The sequence below is a fragment of the Streptomyces sp. W16 genome (assembly GCF_033194735.1).
In the GTDB taxonomy this organism is placed as follows: Bacteria; Actinomycetota; Actinomycetes; order Streptomycetales; family Streptomycetaceae; genus Streptomyces.
In genome coordinates this window covers 1-17,173 of record NZ_JAWOAI010000190.1, presented here as the reverse complement: position 1 = coordinate 17,173, position 17,173 = coordinate 1, and the positions used below count along the sequence as shown (strand labels likewise).

Genomic DNA, 17,173 nt, shown 5'->3' with positions numbered 1-17,173 from the left:
CGCCGTCCTCGTCCTGGAACGGGAGGCGGACGCGCGCGCCCGTGGACAGCGGCGCTACGCCCGGTTCGCGGGCGTCGGCCAGACCTCCGACGCGTTCCACCCGACCGCCCCCGCTCCAGGGGGAGTTCATGCCGAGGCCGCGCTGCGGTCGGCGCTCACGGAGGCGGGGCTCGGCCCGGCCGACGTCGATCACGTCAACGCGCACGGGACCTCGACCCCGCTCAACGACCTGACCGAGGCGGAGTTGATCGAGCGGGTGCTGCCGCACCGGCCAAGTGTCACCGCCGCCAAGGGAGTTCTGGGGCACGGTCTCGGCGCGGCCGGTGCGGTCGAGGCCGCGCTCACCGCCCTGAGCGTGCACCGCTCCACCGTGCCGCCGATCGCCAACCTCACCCCGGACAACCTCCCCTACGACCTGGACTGTGTGACGGGCCGCCCCCGTACGCAGCGCGTCCGGGCCGCCGTCAGCCACTCCTTCGGTTTCGGCGGGCACAACGTGGTGCTGCTCTTCACCGCCGAGGACTGAACGCGACAGACGCCGAGGACCGACCACGACAGACAAGCATCGAGGAGGGACCGATGACCGTTCACAGCACCATCGTTCACGCCAACGTCCACATCCCCGAGGGACGCCAGACCGTGGCCGCGGTGGAGGACCGCTTCCGGGCGGGCAGCCCCGCCGTACCGCTGTCGCGCGGGGTGCTCCAGCGTATGTACGGGCTGGCCGAGCGCACCGTGGCCGACGACCTGGAGCAGCCCTCCGACCTGGCCGCGCACGCGGCCCGGCGCCTCTTCGAGGACACCGGCAGCGATCCGGCCGACGTCGACCTGCTCCTCTATGCCGGCATCCTCGCCGACATGGAGGAGCCGGCCACCGCCCATGTCGTCGCCGACAAACTGGGCCTGGGCTGCCCGGTGTTCGACCTGAAGAACGCCTGCAACGGAGTCCTCAACGCGCTGGAGGTCGCCGACTCGTTCATCCGGAGCGGGCAGTACCGCCGGGTGCTGGTGACCACCGCCGAGGTCAGCACCCGGGAGAGCCGTTGGCAGGTGGACGACCCGGCCGATCTGCTGACCGCGCTGCCCAGCCTCAGCACCGGGGACATGGGCTCGGCCCTGCTGGTGGAGGCGGGCGAGCGGCCCGGCATCCTCGGCTCCCGGTTCTTCGCCAACTCCTGGGGCTGGCGGGCGGCGACCCTGCCCAACCCGTACGCCCAGCACCGCAGGCTCGGCCATCTCCGCATCGACTCGGCCCAGTTGGTGGGCTCCTTCGACGGGCTGCCCCGCAAAGTACGGGGTGCGCTGCGGGAGTTGGGCGTCAAGGGCGACGACCTCGACCTCGTCTGTGTGCACCAGCCGTCGGTGCCGTTCACCAAGGTCGTCTGCGACTGGATCGGCGTCGACCCGAGCCGCATCCTGGCCACCTTCCCCACCCACGGCAATGTGGCGACCAACACCATCCCCCTGCAACTGGCCGCCGCCCTCGACAGCGGGCGGCTCCGACGCGGCGACCTGGTCGGCATGTTCGGCTTCGCGAGCGGGGCCAGCGCGGGAGTGGTCGTGTGCCGCTGGTGAACCACGTCGACTCCCGGACCACGGCACCGTACGAAGGCGAAGGCACCATGACCCCGACGCGCACCCCCCGCATTCCTCCCCTCCCGCCCGCCGAATGGCCCCCGGTCCTGCGGTCGTTGCTCGCCGGTTCCCACCAGGACGGACCCGGCCGGGAGAACCTGTTCGGCACCCTCGCCCACCACCCCGTCCTCGCCCACGCCTGGCTCTCCCTCGCCCGCGTCCTCACCCACGAGGGCACCCTCGGCCACCGCAGACGCGAGTTGATCGTCCTGCGCGTCGCCCACCGGCTCGACGCGCCCTACGTCCACCGTCGGCACCGCACACCGGCCGCGGACGCCGGGTTGACGGCCGGGGAGATCGACGCGACGGCCGCCGACCTGGACTCCCATGCCTGGGCCGGCGAGGACCGCGCCCTCCTGGAGACGGCCGACCTGCTCGCCGCCAACTCCACGATCCCCGAGGGACTTTGGGACCGCCTCGCCCTGGCCCTGCGCCCCGACCAGCTCGTCGAACTGCTGGTGCTGGCCGGCCAGACCGCCACCATGTGCACCACGCTCAACACCCTCCGCACCCCCTCCGACAGCGCGGTTCGGCAGCCGTCTCTCGTCGTCCTCCTGGACCGCGAGCGCTGTTGCAGCGCGGGCCAGTGCGTCGGCGTCGCGCCCGAGGTGTTCGAGCAGGACGAGGAGGAGGGCCGGGTCGCCCTGCTCGTACCGGAGCCGGACGGGCGGTACGCCGACGAGGTGCGTTTCGCCGCCGACCTCTGCCCCAGCGGCGCCATCACGCTCGTCGACCACGAGGAGACCGCCCACCCATGACCGCCACCACCGTCGACCTCCCCGCCCTCAACCTGCCCGCCCCTTACGGCAGTTGTCCCCTCTCCCCGCCGCCCGCCTACACCGGCGCCGCCCGCGAGGCCGCCGTCACCCGGGCCGTGCTGCCGGACGGCACCGCGTGCTGGCTGGTCACCGGCTACGACGAGGTCCGGGCGGTGCTGGCGGACGCCCGGTTCAGCGCAGACGCGCGCACACCGGGGTTCCCCTTCCTCTCCGCCGGGCAGCGTGAACTGGCCACCGTCAAGCCGAGTTTCATCCGCATGGACGACCCCGAGCACGCCCGGCTGCGCCGCATGGTCAGCAAGGACTTCCTGGTCAAGCGGATCGAGGAACTGCGCCCGGGCATCCAGGACATCGTCGACCGGGCCGTGGACCGCATGACCGAGGGGCGCACCTCGACCGACCTGGTGGCGGACTTCGCGCTGCCGATCCCCTCGCTGGTCATCTGCCTGATGCTCGGGGTGCCGTACGAGGACCACGACCTGTTCCAGTCGCTGAGCCGCACCCTCCTCGACAACCGCACCACCCGACCGGAGGCGGAGCAGGCGCACGCCCAACTCATGGGCTATTTGGCCGAGTTGGCCGAGCGCAAGCGCAGCAGGCCCGGCGACGACATCCTCAGCCGGCTCGCCGCGCGTGAGGATCTGACAGCGCAGGAGACGGCGTCGCTCGGCTTCCTCCTGCTCGTCACCGGGCACGAGTCCACCGCGAACATGACGGCCGTCAGCGTGCTCGCCCTGCTCCAACGCCCGGACCAGGCAGACCTGTTGCGGGCCGAGCCGACGCTGGTGCGGGGGGCCGTGGAAGAGCTCCTGCGCCATCTCACGATCATCCACTGGGGCCTGGGCCGTGCGGCGAGAGAGACGGTGCGGGTGGGCGAGGTGACGATCCCGGCGGGCGAGGGCGTGATCTGCATGCTGTCCACCGCCAACCGCGACGAGCAACTCTTCGCGTCCGCAGCCGACTTCGACCTCACCCGCGACGCCCGCCGCCATGTCGCCTTCGGCTACGGCATCCACCAGTGCCTGGGCCAGACCCTGGCCCGCGTGGAACTCCAGATCATCCTCACCACGCTGCTCCGCCGCCTGCCCACTCTGCGCCTGGCCGTACCGGCGGACCAACTCACCTACAACCGGGAGAACATCGTGTACGGGCTGCGGGCTCTTCCGGTGACGTGGTAGCGACGAGGCCCGGTCACTCCCCGGCCAGACCGGGATCGGCGCGCCCTTCGATCACCTCACGTGCCACGACGCTCACCAGCCGCTGACGTGAGCGCGCATGCGTGCGCATGAGGTCGAAGGCGTCGTCCATGGTGATGTCCAGCTGGGCCGCGAGCACTCCCTTGGCCTGTTCGATGACGATGCGGTTGCTCAGGGCGAGTTCCAGCTGGGCCGAGAGGGTGCGGCTGCGGTCGGCCTCGCGGGCGCGTTCCAGGGTGACGGCCGTGAAGTCCGCCATCGACTGGCCGAGCGTCAGCGTTCCCGGAGTGAGGAGGCTCTGCCGGGCGTGGGAGAGCAGCACGAGCGCACCGCTGATTCCGGTGTGACCGCGCAGGGGGAGGGCCACCACGCGGGCGTAGCCGAGACCCAGGGCTCTGGGGGCGTAGTGCGGCCAGCGCTGCCTGGCAGGTCGGCCGTCGAGCGCCGCCTGGGTCGGGGGCGCGTGGGTGTGGTGACAGTCGTTGCCGGGACCTTCGCGCCAGCCGGCGGCATCGTGTTCCAGCCGGGACACCGCGGGGTCGGAGCCCGCTACGTGCGCCGCCTCGCGCTCGTCGGGGGCGAACACCACGGCTGCGGCGCCGACGCCGAGCAGGGACGGGCTGCCGTGCGCGAGGACCGTAAGGGTGCCGGCGACGTCCAGGGGACCGTCCGTCGTACAGCCGGCCAGGGCCACGAAGACGTCGGCCAGCCGCTGTTCGGGCGTCATGGTGCCTCTCCTCAGTTGAGTTCCGGGTCGCCGCGCAGGATCCGCTGGGAGATCATGTCGAGAGACAGCTCCTCGGCGAACGCCCGGGCCTTGATGAGTGCCAGCGCGTCGTCGACGGGACAGCCGAGCCGTGCGGAGAGCGTGCCCGCGGCCTGCTGCACGGTCACCCGGTGGTCGGTGCCGCCGTAGAGGTCCGGGTCGGCGTCGGGGCCGAGCAGCACGATACGGGCGAGGGCTTCGGCGACCGCCGCGAGATCGGCCGGTCCGGCGAGGACGGGCCGAGGGTCGAACACCGCCAGTGCGCCGATGCAACCGGCTGCCGTCTCCAGTGGAACGGCGGCCACGGAGGTGATGCCCAGGGAGGTGAGGGCGCGTCCGTAACCGGGCCAGCGTGTCTCGATCGCCGGGCCGGACGCGTGGACCGGGCGGTGCGCCGACGCGGCGTCCCGGGACGGGCCCTCGCCGAGGACGTACTCCAACTCCTGGGCGGCCCGGGACTGTTCGTCGGACACGGCGACCGCGAGCTGGTTCTGGCCGGAGTCGACCAGGGTGAGCGCCGCGCTGTCCGAGCCGCACGCCTCCGCGACGCCGGTCATGAACCGCGGCTGGGCGCCCTGCCCCGGAGCCCATTCCGCCGTGCGACGGGCGAAGGCCTCCTGGAGGCTTGCCGAGGAGCGATGGCATGCGGCCGATCGCCGGTGGGTGGCCGCGATCCGCGCGTGGAACTCGCGTCCGGGCTTCGCCGCCAGAAGTTCGTGATGGTCGGCGGCGGCTTCGGCACGCTCCGCACGTTCGAGTGCCCGGGCGGCACGGCCCAGTGCCACCGCTGCCAGACCGAGGGCTTCTTCGTGCCCCTGCGGGTTCATGTCCGAAGCGTACGCCGCGGGGTCAGTCGGAGCCGTGGCTTCGGCCTTCCTCCATCAGCAGGACGACGCCTCCGTTGTGGCTGTCGAACGGTGAGCAGAACACATCGCAGACAATGGTCCTGCCGATACGGCTCAAGGCCTCCAGCGTGATCGGTCCGGTGCGTTCACGCGTCTCCACGCAGGTGCGCACTATGGGCAGCAGCACATCGGTGGGCAGTCCGAAGTCCAGCGCGAAGAACTCCTTGTCGAGGACCTCGTCCATCCGCAGCCCCCACAGGTCGACCGCGCCCCGGTTCCAGCTCTTGACCTTCAGGTCGTGGTCCAGGACCACCACACCGGCCTCGATGCTGGTCAGGACGGCCGTCAGGAAGGCCCTGGCCTCGTTCAGATCCTCGGTGCGGATGCGCATCTCGTCGTTCATGGTCTCCAGTTCCTCGTTGCCGGACTGGAGTTCTTCGTTGGTGGTCTCCAACTCCTCGTTGGTCGACTGGAGTTCCTCGTTGGTCGTCTCCAGTTCCTCGACGCTGGACTGGAGTTCTTCGTTGGTGGTCTCCAACTCCTCGTTGGTCGACTGGAGTTCCTCGTAGGCCGTCTCCAGATCCTCGCGCACCCGCTTGACCTCGGCCTTCAACTGCGAGGCCACGGTGACGTCGATGAAGGAGACGCTGGTGGCGACATGCAGGCTGTTGGGCCCGATCAGGGGCTGGACGAGGATGTCGAAGTACTGGAGGTCCTCACCCACCCTGCGCTCGACCCTGTTGACCCGGAGGGTCCGGCGCTCATGCGTGGACTGGTCGATCAGGGAGCGGAGTTCGACCGGCCGGTAGGAGATCTCCAGGTCCTGGAGGGGGCGGCCGACGTCGGTGGGGGTGAGGGAGAACTGGACCCTCGCCTGACTGTTGATCACCACGACGACCCCGTCGTCGTCGACGGCGATTGACGGGGTCGGGCCCGCGTCGAGGACCAGGTCGCGCAGCTGGCGGCTGCGCGCGACCGAGTGCGGTGCGACGCCGGCGCCGGCCCTGATCTTCGCCGGAGCCGGGTGGTACGGCAGCCCGGCGTCGCCCGGGCGGCGCCGGAAGACTCTCTGCCGCATGTTGACCACGTCGAACCGGTCGGCGTCGTTCAGCAGCATCTCCGCCTTGCCGAGGAACAGGAAGGCGTTCTTGCGCAGCGCGAAGTGGAACCGATCGATGATCTGGGTCTGGGCCTCGACGTTGAAGTACATCAGTGTGTTGCGGCAGATCAGCAGGTCGAGCCGGGAGATCGGGGCGTCGCGGGTGATGTCGTGCCGTCCGAAGATCACCCGGCGTCGCAGGTCGGGGCGGAAACCGAACAGTGCGCCGTTCTGCTCGAAGTACTTCTCGCGCAGCTCGGCGGGGATGGCCTCCAGGGACTTCTCCGTGTACTGGCCGGACCGTGACTGGCGCAACGCCTCCTCGTCGATGTCCGTGGCGTAGATCTTGACGCGGCGCAGACACTCCTCCAGGCCGAGCGCCTCCGCGAACATGACGGCCAGGGAGTACGCCTCCTCGCCGCTGGAACAGCCCGCGCTCCAGACCCTGATCTCCTGGTCGGGTGCGACGTCCGCGAGCAGTTCGGGGACCACTTCCCGCTGGAGGAAGGTCCAGGCGTCCGGATCGCGGAAGAACGACGTGACGTTGATCAGGATCGTGTTGAAGAGGGCGTCGAACTCGTCCGAGCTGGTTTCGAGGAGATCCTGGTAGTCGGTGTAGGTGTGGATGCCGACGTCGTTCATCCGCTTGTTGATGCGCCGCCCCAGGGTGGAGCGTTTGTAGCCCGTGAAGTCGAAGCCGCGGGCGTCCCTGATGAAGACGAGCAGCTCCTCCAGTGCCTCGTCGGTGACGGTGTTCCGGGATTCGCTCATCACTGCTTCTCGGTCTCGACGAGTCCGCGGACTACCGTGGCGATCTCCGCGAGGGGAAGGACGTAGTCCGCCGCTCCCGTGTCCACCGCGGCCTGCGGCATCCCCTTGAACTCCGCCGACAGCGGATCCTCGACGATCACCGTGCCCCCGCGCGACTTGACGGCGTCCACTCCCATCGCGCCGTCGCTGCCGGTCCCGGTGAGCACACAGGCGATCGCCCGCGGTCCGTAGGCCCCGGCGACCGATTCGAAGAGGAGGTCGGCGGATGGCCGTACGAAGTGGACGAGCTTGGTGTTGGACAGCGTCATCACGCCGTCGGAGTCGATGAGGAGATGCCGGTCGGGAGGGGCGATGTACACGGTGCCGGGCAGCGCGCGCTCCTCGGCCTCCGCGAGCTTGACCGGAAGGTCGGTGCGGCGGGCGAGGACGTCGGCGATCACCGTCCGGTGCCGCGGGTCGAGGTGCTGGACCACCAGGACCGGCACCGGGAGGTCGGGGTCCAGCATCCCGAGCAGCACGATCAGCCCGTGGATGCCGCCCGCGGAGGACGCGACAGCGACGATCGCGTAGGGGTCCTCGTGGGACTGGTCGGCTGTCACACGGCGAGCCTAGCGGAGGCAACACCAGGTGGCGGGGTGGTGAAGGGGCCGGCGCACGGACGGGACGAGGGTTCCCGTGCTCATTCCTTCAACCGCACAAAAGGCGTGTGCATATATGCGAGAAAGGCGTGCGTATTCAAACGTCAAGACCTCGGCCTGAATATCACTCCAACGAGGCATCCTGCTCTATGAAGAAGGGCATATGTCCCTATTCGTAATCCGCCGTCGCCATAGGATTCCCTTGATTCGTCACCCCTGCTCCCGGTGGCCGTGAACCCCTGTCGTCATCCGCCCGAGACCGGTGCGGACAGCCCACTGAATTCACGGTGATGTCTCCATGCCCCGGGAAACCCCTCCGTCCATTCGATACGTCCGTGTCCACCGGACACCAGGGCGCACAGTTGTCGAACTCCACGGTGCGATCGACATCGCCGCCGCCCTTCACCTCACTCCGGAACTCGACGCGGCGACGGACGGCCCGAACCCCTCGGTGGTGATCGACCTGACCCCGGTCGAGTTCCTGGACTGCTCCGGGCTGAGGCTGTTGTGCCGTGCTCGGCTGCGCGTCGAGGAACGGGACGGACAACTGACGCTCGTCTGCCCCCAGCCCATGATCCGCAAGATGCTGCGGATCACGGGCCTCCTCCGGCTCTTCACCCTGTCCGTCACCCTGGACGAGGCGCTCGGCCGGCACGCGTCCGCGAGCTGACGCACCTTTCTCACCGGTCAGAACACCCGCCCCAGGTCCTGGCGCACGATCGTCCGCATGCTGTGTTCGGCGAGCGCGGCGATCGTCATGGACGGGTTGCAGGCGCCGGTGGAGCCGGGGATGCGGGCGCCGTCGAGGACGTAGAGGCCCTTGTGTCCCAGGACGCGGCCGGTGAGGTCGACGGCGTCTCCGAACGGGACGCCGCCCAACGAGTGCCAGGTGGACGGGGCCCCGGCGTTGGTGTCGAGCATGATGCCGCCGCCGGCTGTGGCGATGTCCTGCATCTTGGCCGCGATCAGTGTCTGCAGCGCGGCGTCGGTGTCCGTCGGCCAGGTCAGGACGGCGTCGTCGGTGTCGGCGTCGTAGGCCCAGGTGCCCGCGCCGTCGACGATGCCGAAGCCGACGACGGTGAGTGCCGTGACGCCGGGTTGCTGGACGGGTGAGTCGGCGTGCACGACGGTCAGCGGGATGCCGCTGTTCGGGTCGCGTCCGCCGACGCAGGCGGGTCCGCCCTGTTGGGTGCCCGCGTCGCCGTCCGGGTTGATCCAGGCCCAGATCCGGTCGCCGTTGTTGCCCCACCCGGTGCCGATGGCGTCGGGGAGGTCCGGAATCAGGTTCTTGGCACGGGACTTGACCAGGAGGCGGGTGGTGCCGGGCGAACCGGCGTTGAGGAACACGGCGTCCGCAGTGATCCGGATCTCTTCCTGGACCGCGCCGCCGGTGTCGATGCGGTCGACGGACAGCACCCACTTCTTGTTCGCGTCCATCGCGAGGTCGCGGACGACGTGGAGGGGTGCCACCCGGACGAGTCCGGTGGACTCCGCCTGCGCGAGGTAGGTGACGTCGATGGAGTGCTTGCCGCCGTTGTCGACGCCGAACGCGATGTCGCTGGTGGTGTACGTCGGGTCGTACAGACCCTCCAACTCGCCCCGGACATAGGCCCAGTCGATGGGCAGCGGCACCTTGAACGGGGTCAGGCCGGCCCTCGGCGCGATGTCCTGGAAGAGGCGGGACGACTTGTAGGGGTCGGAGGCGAGGACGTCGTAGGGGACGGTGGAGATGCCCAGCATCCGGGAGACGGTCGGGTAGGCCCACAGGTCGAGGTCGTCGTAGAGGGCGGCGGCCTGGGGGATGGAGGTGGCGAAGTCCGCCTTCGTCGGCTGCAGGGTCATGCCGTGGTACATGATCGAGCCGCCGCCGACGGCCGCTCCGCACATGGCGGTCATGCCGTTTCCCACGACGGCTTCGAGCACGCCCGTGTACGGCGTCCAGGTCTTGTCGACGCCGCCGACGACGGCGTGGTCGGTGAGCCAGGCGGAGCGGTTGTCCATGTTCGCGAAGCGGCAGAACGTGGTGGAGTTCGGGCCCGTCGGCCAGCGCAGTCCGCGCTCCAGGACCAGGGTGGAGACCCCGGCCCGGGCCAGCCGTAACGCGGTGACGCCACCGCCGAAACCGGTGCCGACGACGACGGCCCGCTCACGAAGTTCCGTCACAGCGGCGGGAGTCGATGCCGCGGCGGCCCGGGTCCGGCCGGCGCCGGTCAGGGCGACCGCGCCGAGTGCGCTCGCGCCGAGCAGGCCGCGGCGACTGAGGGCGGGGGTGGGGTGGGGGGAGGTGTGTTCGGGCACGGGGGGACTCCGGCAAGCCGTAGGGGAGTGCGGGTCGCGGGGAGCGTAGCGTGAATGAGCATTACACTGTCAAGAAACGGAAATGCAATTCTCGTACGAGGGAGTCCAGTTACCGCTGAAAGGTGTGGTGGTAGTGGGTGGGTCCCTCCGAAGTCCCGTGAATCCGATCACCGCCAAGTGCCCGCTCTGTACACTCCGTTACCCGTCAGGACCGTGAGTGAGGGGTGGACGGTGCCGGTGATGCCAGCGGCCGGGGACAGGATCGACGGCCGGTATCTCCTCGACGAGCCCATCGGCACCGGCGGGATGGGCTGGCCCCCTGGTCGCCCGACCCGTGCCAACTGGCCGACGCCGCAACCGATCACGTGGTCGGGGTACTGACCGTAGGCCCGGTGCCCCGCCGCGCGTCGGCACCGGCCGCGAACTCCCTGGCCCGGCTGGACGCCTGCGCGCTCCTCGACGCCATCGACCTCAAGCGGGTCCCGGAAGTCCAATTCACCAACCAGGACCGGGGGTTCGGCGCCTGGGACTGCGACTGGTCGAGCGACGACGGCAAGCGGGAGGTGGAGATCCAGTTCAGCCGGGACAACTCGCTGGACGCCGACGACGGACACCTCGTGAACGTCGCCGGCACCAGGAGCTACTACATCGCGGACGAGGCCGAGGACGACAGCTGCACCGTACGAACCCCGCACCGCACCTACCGGGACTCCGTCGGCGAGGACACCACCGAACTCTTCCAGCTCACCGTGTACGCACCGGGCCCGGGCGGGCAACTGTGCGATACCGCAGCCGAGTTGGCGGGCCGGGTGGTGCGGAACATCGGGAAGCGGCTGCCGGTGCGGTGAGGACCGTGCTCCCGCGGTCTCAGAGCTGTACGGGCATGGTCCAGCAGTTGGAGCCGGCCGGCCTGCCGGAGAGGCGGTCGGTGAGCCAGGAGATGGCGTCGCCCTGGTCGGTGAGCAGGGGTGCGAAGTGGTTGAGCAGCGCGCTGCCGACACCGGGCAGGACGACGGCCTTGTACGTGACGTCGGCGCCCTTCGCGCACCAGTCGAGGGCGAGTTGACGGGCCTGGGCGTGCGGTACGAGGTTGTCGCTGACGCCGGTCGCGAGGCGGACGGGCCCCGACGGTTTCAGCGTGCCGATGCGCTGCTCGTCGAGGAAGGCCTGGAACGCGGGAGTCGCCGCGATGATGTCGCTGATGGACTGCCCGTCCGTGGTCCAACTGGTGCTCTTCTTATAGGCGTAGCCGAGCAGCGCGTCACCGACGCACATCGTCGACAGGTCGGTGAGCGCGGCCTTTCCCGCGTCGTTGAGGTGCGCCTCGGCGAGGGGCTTCAGCGCCGGGTCGGACTGGAGGAACCCGTTGAGCGACCAGCCCAGCGCACCGGCGAGTTCGCTGCCGTCGATGGCCTTGGTGACCGAGGTCAGATCGGCGGGCGGGGCGCCGGCGTAGGTTCCGGACAGGGTGACGTCGGGGGCGTAGGAGGACTGGAGTTCGGCGGCTGCGGCGGTCGCCCCGCCGCCCTGGCTGTAGCCGTAGAGCCCGACCGGTGAGCCGGCGGTGACCGAGGTCCCGGCGAGCGAACGGGCGGCGCGTACGGCGTCCAGCACTGCGTGTGCCTCGTCGATCCGGTTGACGTAGGTGTGCAGCCGGTCCGTGGCGCCCAGCCCGACATAGTCGGTGACGACCACGGCGACGCCCTCGGCGAGCAGGCGGTAGATCGCCAGATCCTCGTAACCGACCGAAACCGTCTGACTGTTGAAGACGAGGGGATGCTCCAGGCCCATCGACGCGGAGCACTGGTCGCCCTGTCCCACGGTGCCGGGGGCGACCGCGACGAGGGGGCGTGGGCCGGTGCCGGACCAGTCGGCGGAGGGTTCGATGTAGGCGCCGGTGACGGCGACGGGCTGACCGCCCGAGTCCGTGGACCTGTACATCAGCCGGGTCGCGGTGCCGGGCAGGGTGCTGCCGTCGAGACCGGGCAGGCTCAGGGCGAGGGGGAGGGGTTCGCTGCGGACGAGGGCGCCGTCGGCGGCGGGCAGGGTGGCGGGCGGGTTGTAGAACGCGGGGATGGTGACGCCTCGTGACACCACCTCGTCCGAGGCGGTGGCGGCGGACGCGGTCGCGATGACGAGGGCCTGGGCCCCGAGGCAGGCGACGACGGTGAACGCGGCGCCGAGCAGGCGCCGTTGACGTGCGGGCATGGCGAACCTCCTGTGGAGCGGCCGTCCGGGGAGTGGTTCGCCTGGAACTTACCTGCCAGTAAGTTACTCGTGATACCTGTCGGTAGGTTACGTTTCGGTAATGTAACCGACCGTTATTTCGACGCCACCCGTCCAAGCAGCTCGGCCACGGCCTCCGGCTCGCTCACCATCAGGTCGTGACCGGTGTCGATGTCCCACAACCGCCCGGCCGCACGCGCCGGTTCGAGGTCCACCGGATCGCGGTACGGCAGGGTCGAAGTGCACACGATCTGCGACTGCGGAAGCGCGCGCACCGCCGCCTCGTCGTGCAGCCGCAGCGGCTGGTCGAAGCACTTCCAGGGGTGGGGCGTGATCTTCGGCGCCAGCCAGGCGATGTCGTCCGGATCGGTCAACCCGTAGTGGGGCATGGGCCCTTCACCCGGGAAGTTCACCAACTCCACTCCGTCCACCACCCGACCCATCGCCCGGGAGGCGGCCATCAACTCCGGTGCGACCTCGGCGAGGGACTGCCCGTTCGCCGGGGTGGCCGCGTCCAGGTAGACGAGGTGGCCGACGCGGTCGAGGGCGCGGTCGGCGGCGCCGGTGATCACCATCCCGCCGTAGCTGTGCCCGACCAGGATGGCGTCGAACAGCCCCTCGTACCGCAGGACTTGAACCACATCGGTGATGTGCGTGTCGAGATCGACACCCGGTCCGAGGAGATGCGCCCGCTCACCGAGCCCGGTCAGTGTCGGGGCGTACACCTCGTGACCGTCCGCGCGCAGGATCCGCGCGACGCGCTGATAGCACCATCCGCCGTGACTGCCGCCGTGCACGAGAACGTACGTAGCCATCCGGGGCCTCCTGTCTTACCCGACAACTGTCGGATAACCATCAGGTGTTGGAGAGAATACTGTTGCCACATGCCGGCGCAACCCCCTGAACATCAGGGCCTCCCCGACCCCCGCGTCCTGCGCTCCCGCGCCGCCCTGGAAGCCGCCCTGCGCGAACTGGTCACCGAGCGGGACCTGCGCCAGATATCCGTCGCCGACCTCACCAAACGCGCCGGCGTCAACCGCTCGACGTTCTACGAGCACTACGTCGACGTCCACGACCTGGCGGTCGCCGCCTGCACCGCGACCTACGACGAGTTGGTGGCCACGGCGCCCATCCCGCACGGCCAACTCGCCCCGGACGGCAGCCCGTTGCCGAACCCGCTGCCCGCCCTCTTCACCCATGTCGCCGAGCACGCCCCCCTGTACCGCGCCCTCCTCTGCGACGAGGGCAGCGCCCGGATGATCAACCACCTCCTCCACCGCGTCACGCTCGCGGCCCGCATCAGCCGGGGCCTGCCCGCCGACACCGACATCACCGACCCGGTCTCCGCCTTCCTCGCGGGCGCGGTCCTGGGCACGGTCATCGACTGGCTGCGGCGCGACTGCCCCGGCACACCGGAGGAGATCGGGGCGGCGATCTGGCCGTACGCGGTGGCGTGTGCGGAGGTCTCGGACGTCCCTTCGACCTGACCAACTCCCGCGTGCGGCCTGGGGTGTTGCGGACCTTCCGCATGGCATGTACTTTCCATCATGGAAAGTACATGCCATTGCGATGGAGGTTGTCATGGACGACGGCTCGCGGGATCTGGAGCGGCTTCAACAGCAACGGACGGCGTTGGCCCAGCGGTTGAGGCTTCCGTGGTGGTATCTGGCGGCGACCGCGCTGGTGATGGTCGTGTTGCTGGGCCTGCCGTTCCTGCAGCCGCGGTACGTCTCCGACGAGGCGGGCCAGGTCTCATTGCCGGTGTTGATCATGATCCAGTTCGGCCTGAGCCGCCTTCTGGAGAACACGACCGGTGTGAAGTACCGGGGCCGGGACATGTCCTACCCGTCGGCCCGACCCGTCATGTGGGTCACGTGCGCGGTGGCGGGAGCATCCGTCGTAGGCGAGGGCGTGCTCCTCGGGAGAGGGGACACCGCGCTGGCCGTAGCGGTGGTGGTCGTCACGGTGGCGGCGGTGGTGGGCATCCTGCTGTGGCAGAACGCGGCGATCCGTCACGACATCCGGCAAGGGCGAGCGGTTTCGCGATGACCGGACGTGAAGGACGCGGGCGACTGGACGAGATCATCCATCCGGTGACCCGGCTGTCGATCTGCGGACTGCTCGCCGCCGGCCCGCAGTGGGTGGAGTTCTCCGTCGTGCGGGACACCGTGGGGGTGAGCGATTCGGTGCTGTCCAAGCAGTCCCGGATCCTGGAGGACGCCGGCTACCTCGAAGTTCGCAAGGGGGCGATCGGACGACGTCCACGAACCTGGTTCCGGCTCACGGACGAGGGCCGCACCTCGTTCACCGAACACCTCACCTGGCTGCAGAACGCCGCTCGACTCGCCGCCGACCGGGCACCGGCCGACGACGGGGACCCGGAGGGTTGAAGGGGGTCGGGTGAGTGCGGGCATTGCCGCGCTGTCCCGCCTCACTCGACGACAGCCGCCGGGTGATCCGGTCGAACGGTTCCGACAGTGGTTCGCCGACGGCCCGGCCGAACTCGGTCAGCCCGTAGGTGACTTGGGGCGGTGCCGGGGCAGCGCGGTTGCGCGCGTGCGGTGTTTCACCAAGGGCACGACGAGTTACTGGATGCTCCAGCGATGCGGATGCTCGGGCTCGTTGGGACAGGCGAACACGTTGAGCTCACCCCAGCGGCCCACAGTGACCTCCGTGGGAGTGGCGCAACGATGAGTGGGCCGGTTCTGGTCCTCCAGTGGCTTCCAGCTGCCGCTGCCGCCGTCCCACTCCGAGCTGTCGACGGTCAGCAGCAGGTGCATCGGTGTCGTGCAGGTCAGGCAGTCCATGGGGTACGGGTCTGTCGCGTGCCAGGAGGCGAAGCCGCCCACGCGCCAGCCGGGCGGGATGGACAGGTCGTACTGGTAGCCGAGCGGCTCTGTCGTGCTTTCGTCCGCCGACTGCTCGGCCTCCTCTTCGAGGGCTTCCTCCCAGGCGTCGATCCGGGCGCACAGTTCCTCGGGCAGGAGGCCGGCGAACGGGTAGGTGACCACCTGCTCCGGGTGCAGCACACAGGGCTCGGGCACAAAGCCGTCGGACCCGACGACCAGCGGCTGCGGCGGCGCGGTCAGCACCTCGCCGACCTCCCACGACCGCCGCCAGCGCAGGTGCAGCTCCAGGTCGTACCGGCCCGGGCCGTGCGCGTTGAAGGGACACCAGAACACTTGGAGCAGATCGCAGTCGCCCGGCCCCGCCGGCAGATCGGGCACATCCCGCCGGTACAGCTGCGCGAGGCCGATCATCGGCAGCGGATCGGTCTCGGACGCACCGGGGATCCGGTGCTCCTTGTGCAGCTCGCCCAGGAGCTCCCGTTCCTCGTCCGTCGGTCCGGGAACCTGCTCGCGGGCCCACGCGGAAGCCAGAACCTGCCGATAGCGGCGGATGTCGGCCGGGCGTCGACCACGCCCACGGCTGTGGGCCTCGCCGCACACCGGCCACGGCTCGTGCGTCGGCCACAACATGGGACCGCCCACGGAACTGGCCGAATGGTCCGGTCTGCCCGGTCGCGGATGGAGCCGAGTCGTCGTCCCCCGAAAGGCCGCCAGTTCCGGGAAGAGCGCCTCGACGTCGAGAGGGCGTGGGGGCGTAGTCCTCGTCATGTACGCGACCTTAGACGCCTGACGTCCCTGGTCACATGGCACATGCCGAGTGACAACTGGCGTGGCAGACCGCTCAGACCACCAGCGCACACACCACCGAAGCCACCGGCACCACCACCTTCGCCTCCTCCAACCTGCCGTCGCCCAGAACCCCCAACACCGCCACTGTCCCGCTGTGCTGGTTGGCCACCAGCAGATGGCCCGGTGCCGCAGTAAGCCCGCGAGGCCAGCTGCCCCCGCTCGGGATCTCACCCAACGGTTCAAGAGCCGTGCCCGTGATCCCGAACGCCGCCACCGTGTCCGCGCCCCGGTTGGTGACCCAGACGTAGCGGCCACAGGCGGAAGTGACGATGCCGCCGGGCTGGTTGGGGATGTCCGCTACGGCCGTCGCCGGCACCCGGGACAGTTCGTGCAGGGTGCCGGTCTCGGCGTCGTAGCGGTGGCAGGTCACCGTGGAGGAGAGCTCGTCGGCGCTGAGGACCAGGTCGCCGGCCGGGGTGAACGCGAGGTGGCGGGGACCGGAGCCGGGGCGGAGCCGGGAGACCGCCACCGGCTTCAACTTGCCGGTGGTGACGTCCAGTTGGTACGTGAACACGGTGTCCGCGCCCAGGTCCGTCGCCAGGATGTAGCGGCCCGCCGGGTCGACGAGGACCTGGTGGGCGTGGGTGCCCTCCTGGCGGCCGGTCACCGGGCCCGAACCCTTGTGCTCGACCACGTCCGTGAGGTCCGACAGCCGGCCGTCCGCGTCCAGGCGGTGCACGGCCACCGTGCCGGGCAGCGTGTCCGTGCCGTAGTTGGCGGTCAGGAGGTAGTCGCCGCCCGGGTGGACGGTCAGGTGGCACGGGTTCGCGCCGCCGCTGGTCAGGGGCGCCCCCAGTGGAGTCGGGGCCGCGCCCTCCTGCAGGGCGAACGCGCCCACCGCGCCCGGCGTGGACTCGTGCGTCGTGTAGACGACGGGGAGGGTCGGGTGTGCGGCCAGGAAGGACGCGCCGCTCGCCGCCACCGCGTCCACCGCACTCAGGCCGCCGTCCTCCGGGGTGAGCCGCAGCGCCGTCAGGCCGACGCCCTCTCCGCCCGTGTCCGGTGTGTACGAACCCGTCAGGACGTCAACGTGACTGGAAATACTGGTCATTGGGCGCTCGGTTTCTCAGTGGAGTAGTCGGCGGTGTACGTCGTCAGCGGAGTACGTCGTCGTGGTGGTCCAGCAGGGGGAGTTCGGCCCGGCGGGGCAGGCCCTCCCAGTCGCCCTCGGTGCCGACCGCGAACGCGCCGAGCCGGGCGGCCGTGTCGAGGCGGGTCGACG

Annotated in this window: 17 protein-coding genes and 2 pseudogenes; 9 read left to right on the top strand and 10 right to left on the bottom strand. The window is 70.1% G+C overall.

What is annotated here, in order from left to right:
* The 4 genes and pseudogenes from R6V09_RS24720 to R6V09_RS24705 form a co-directional block, all read left to right on the top strand.
* Nucleotides 1–526: pseudogene (locus R6V09_RS24720) on the top strand (3-oxoacyl-ACP synthase); the annotation flags it as partial.
* 53 nt (nucleotides 527–579) lie between these two features.
* Nucleotides 580–1,575, top strand: coding sequence for a 3-oxoacyl-ACP synthase III family protein (locus R6V09_RS24715; RefSeq protein ID WP_317883619.1), 996 nt, complete (start codon nucleotides 580–582; stop codon nucleotides 1,573–1,575).
* A 47-nt stretch (nucleotides 1,576–1,622) separates the two neighbouring features.
* Nucleotides 1,623–2,393, top strand: coding sequence for a ferredoxin (locus R6V09_RS24710; protein ID WP_317883618.1), 771 nt, complete (start codon nucleotides 1,623–1,625; stop codon nucleotides 2,391–2,393).
* Nucleotides 2,390–3,592, top strand: coding sequence for a cytochrome P450 (locus R6V09_RS24705; protein WP_317883617.1), 1,203 nt, complete (start codon nucleotides 2,390–2,392; stop codon nucleotides 3,590–3,592). The genes R6V09_RS24710 and R6V09_RS24705 overlap by 4 nt, the downstream gene beginning before the upstream one ends.
* 13 nt (nucleotides 3,593–3,605) lie before the next feature.
* On the opposite strand, the gene R6V09_RS24700 is transcribed toward R6V09_RS24705, so the two are convergent.
* Genes R6V09_RS24700 through R6V09_RS24685 form a run of 4 tightly spaced genes read right to left on the bottom strand, consistent with a single transcriptional unit; the run spans nucleotide 3,606 to nucleotide 7,690 of the window.
* Complete coding sequence (locus R6V09_RS24700) at nucleotides 3,606–4,337, bottom strand: ANTAR domain-containing protein (RefSeq protein WP_317883616.1); 732 nt, start codon at nucleotides 4,335–4,337, stop codon at nucleotides 3,606–3,608.
* Between the two features lie 11 nt (nucleotides 4,338–4,348).
* Nucleotides 4,349–5,203 (bottom strand): GAF domain-containing protein, encoded by an 855-nt coding sequence (locus R6V09_RS24695; protein WP_317883615.1) that lies wholly within the window; start codon nucleotides 5,201–5,203, stop codon nucleotides 4,349–4,351.
* Between the two features lie 22 nt (nucleotides 5,204–5,225).
* On the bottom strand, nucleotides 5,226–7,091 hold the full coding sequence (locus tag R6V09_RS24690) for a CheR family methyltransferase (RefSeq protein ID WP_317883614.1): 1,866 nt from the start codon (nucleotides 7,089–7,091) through the stop codon (nucleotides 5,226–5,228).
* The gene (locus R6V09_RS24685; RefSeq protein WP_317883613.1) at nucleotides 7,091–7,690 is read right to left on the bottom strand and encodes a chemotaxis protein CheB; all 600 of its coding nucleotides are present in this window, start codon (nucleotides 7,688–7,690) and stop codon (nucleotides 7,091–7,093) included. The genes R6V09_RS24690 and R6V09_RS24685 overlap by 1 nt, the downstream gene beginning before the upstream one ends.
* Nucleotides 7,691–8,027: 337 nt before the next feature.
* Between R6V09_RS24685 and R6V09_RS24680 the strand changes: the two genes are divergently transcribed.
* Nucleotides 8,028–8,399, top strand: coding sequence for an STAS domain-containing protein (locus tag R6V09_RS24680; RefSeq protein ID WP_317883612.1), 372 nt, complete (start codon nucleotides 8,028–8,030; stop codon nucleotides 8,397–8,399).
* 17 nt (nucleotides 8,400–8,416) lie between these two features.
* Here R6V09_RS24680 and R6V09_RS24675 read toward each other — a convergent pair whose 3' ends face one another.
* Nucleotides 8,417–10,027, bottom strand: a complete 1,611-nt coding sequence (locus R6V09_RS24675) for a GMC oxidoreductase (RefSeq protein ID WP_317883611.1) — start codon at nucleotides 10,025–10,027, stop codon at nucleotides 8,417–8,419.
* Nucleotides 10,028–10,419: 392 nt separating this feature from the next.
* Between R6V09_RS24675 and R6V09_RS24670 the strand changes: the two genes are divergently transcribed.
* Nucleotides 10,420–10,875 (top strand): hypothetical protein, encoded by a 456-nt coding sequence (locus R6V09_RS24670; protein ID WP_317883610.1) that lies wholly within the window; start codon nucleotides 10,420–10,422, stop codon nucleotides 10,873–10,875.
* 19 nt (nucleotides 10,876–10,894) lie between these two features.
* Here the strand turns inward: R6V09_RS24670 and R6V09_RS24665 are convergent, their stop codons facing one another.
* Both R6V09_RS24665 and R6V09_RS24660 read right to left on the bottom strand, forming a co-directional pair.
* Complete coding sequence (locus tag R6V09_RS24665) at nucleotides 10,895–12,235, bottom strand: lipase family protein (protein ID WP_317883609.1); 1,341 nt, start codon at nucleotides 12,233–12,235, stop codon at nucleotides 10,895–10,897.
* A gap of 113 nt (nucleotides 12,236–12,348) precedes the next feature.
* Nucleotides 12,349–13,068 carry an alpha/beta fold hydrolase gene (locus R6V09_RS24660; RefSeq protein WP_317883608.1) on the bottom strand — a complete coding sequence of 240 codons (720 nt, stop codon included), beginning with the start codon at nucleotides 13,066–13,068 and terminating at the stop codon, nucleotides 12,349–12,351.
* Nucleotides 13,069–13,137: 69 nt separating this feature from the next.
* Between R6V09_RS24660 and R6V09_RS24655 the strand changes: the two genes are divergently transcribed.
* The 3 genes from R6V09_RS24655 (at nucleotide 13,138) to R6V09_RS24645 (ending at nucleotide 14,643) form a co-directional block, all read left to right on the top strand.
* Nucleotides 13,138–13,740 (top strand): TetR/AcrR family transcriptional regulator, encoded by a 603-nt coding sequence (locus R6V09_RS24655; RefSeq protein ID WP_317883607.1) that lies wholly within the window; start codon nucleotides 13,138–13,140, stop codon nucleotides 13,738–13,740.
* 94 nt (nucleotides 13,741–13,834) lie between these two features.
* A complete protein-coding gene (locus R6V09_RS24650; protein WP_317883606.1) occupies nucleotides 13,835–14,302 on the top strand; it encodes a hypothetical protein in 468 nt (155 codons plus the stop codon).
* Nucleotides 14,299–14,643: a winged helix-turn-helix domain-containing protein gene (locus R6V09_RS24645; protein ID WP_317883605.1), complete on the top strand. Its 345-nt coding sequence runs from the start codon at nucleotides 14,299–14,301 to the stop codon at nucleotides 14,641–14,643. The genes R6V09_RS24650 and R6V09_RS24645 overlap by 4 nt, the downstream gene beginning before the upstream one ends.
* A gap of 49 nt (nucleotides 14,644–14,692) precedes the next feature.
* Here R6V09_RS24645 and R6V09_RS24640 read toward each other — a convergent pair.
* The 3 genes and pseudogenes from R6V09_RS24640 to R6V09_RS24630 all read right to left on the bottom strand — a co-directional run.
* A pseudogene (locus R6V09_RS24640) lies at nucleotides 14,693–14,785 on the bottom strand (winged helix-turn-helix transcriptional regulator); the annotation flags it as partial.
* A 53-nt stretch (nucleotides 14,786–14,838) separates the two neighbouring features.
* Nucleotides 14,839–15,870 (bottom strand): hypothetical protein, encoded by a 1,032-nt coding sequence (locus tag R6V09_RS24635; protein ID WP_317883604.1) that lies wholly within the window; start codon nucleotides 15,868–15,870, stop codon nucleotides 14,839–14,841.
* 73 nt (nucleotides 15,871–15,943) lie between these two features.
* The gene (locus R6V09_RS24630) at nucleotides 15,944–17,002 is read right to left on the bottom strand and encodes a lactonase family protein (RefSeq protein WP_317883603.1); all 1,059 of its coding nucleotides are present in this window, start codon (nucleotides 17,000–17,002) and stop codon (nucleotides 15,944–15,946) included.
* Nucleotides 17,003–17,173: the final 171 nt, after the last annotated feature.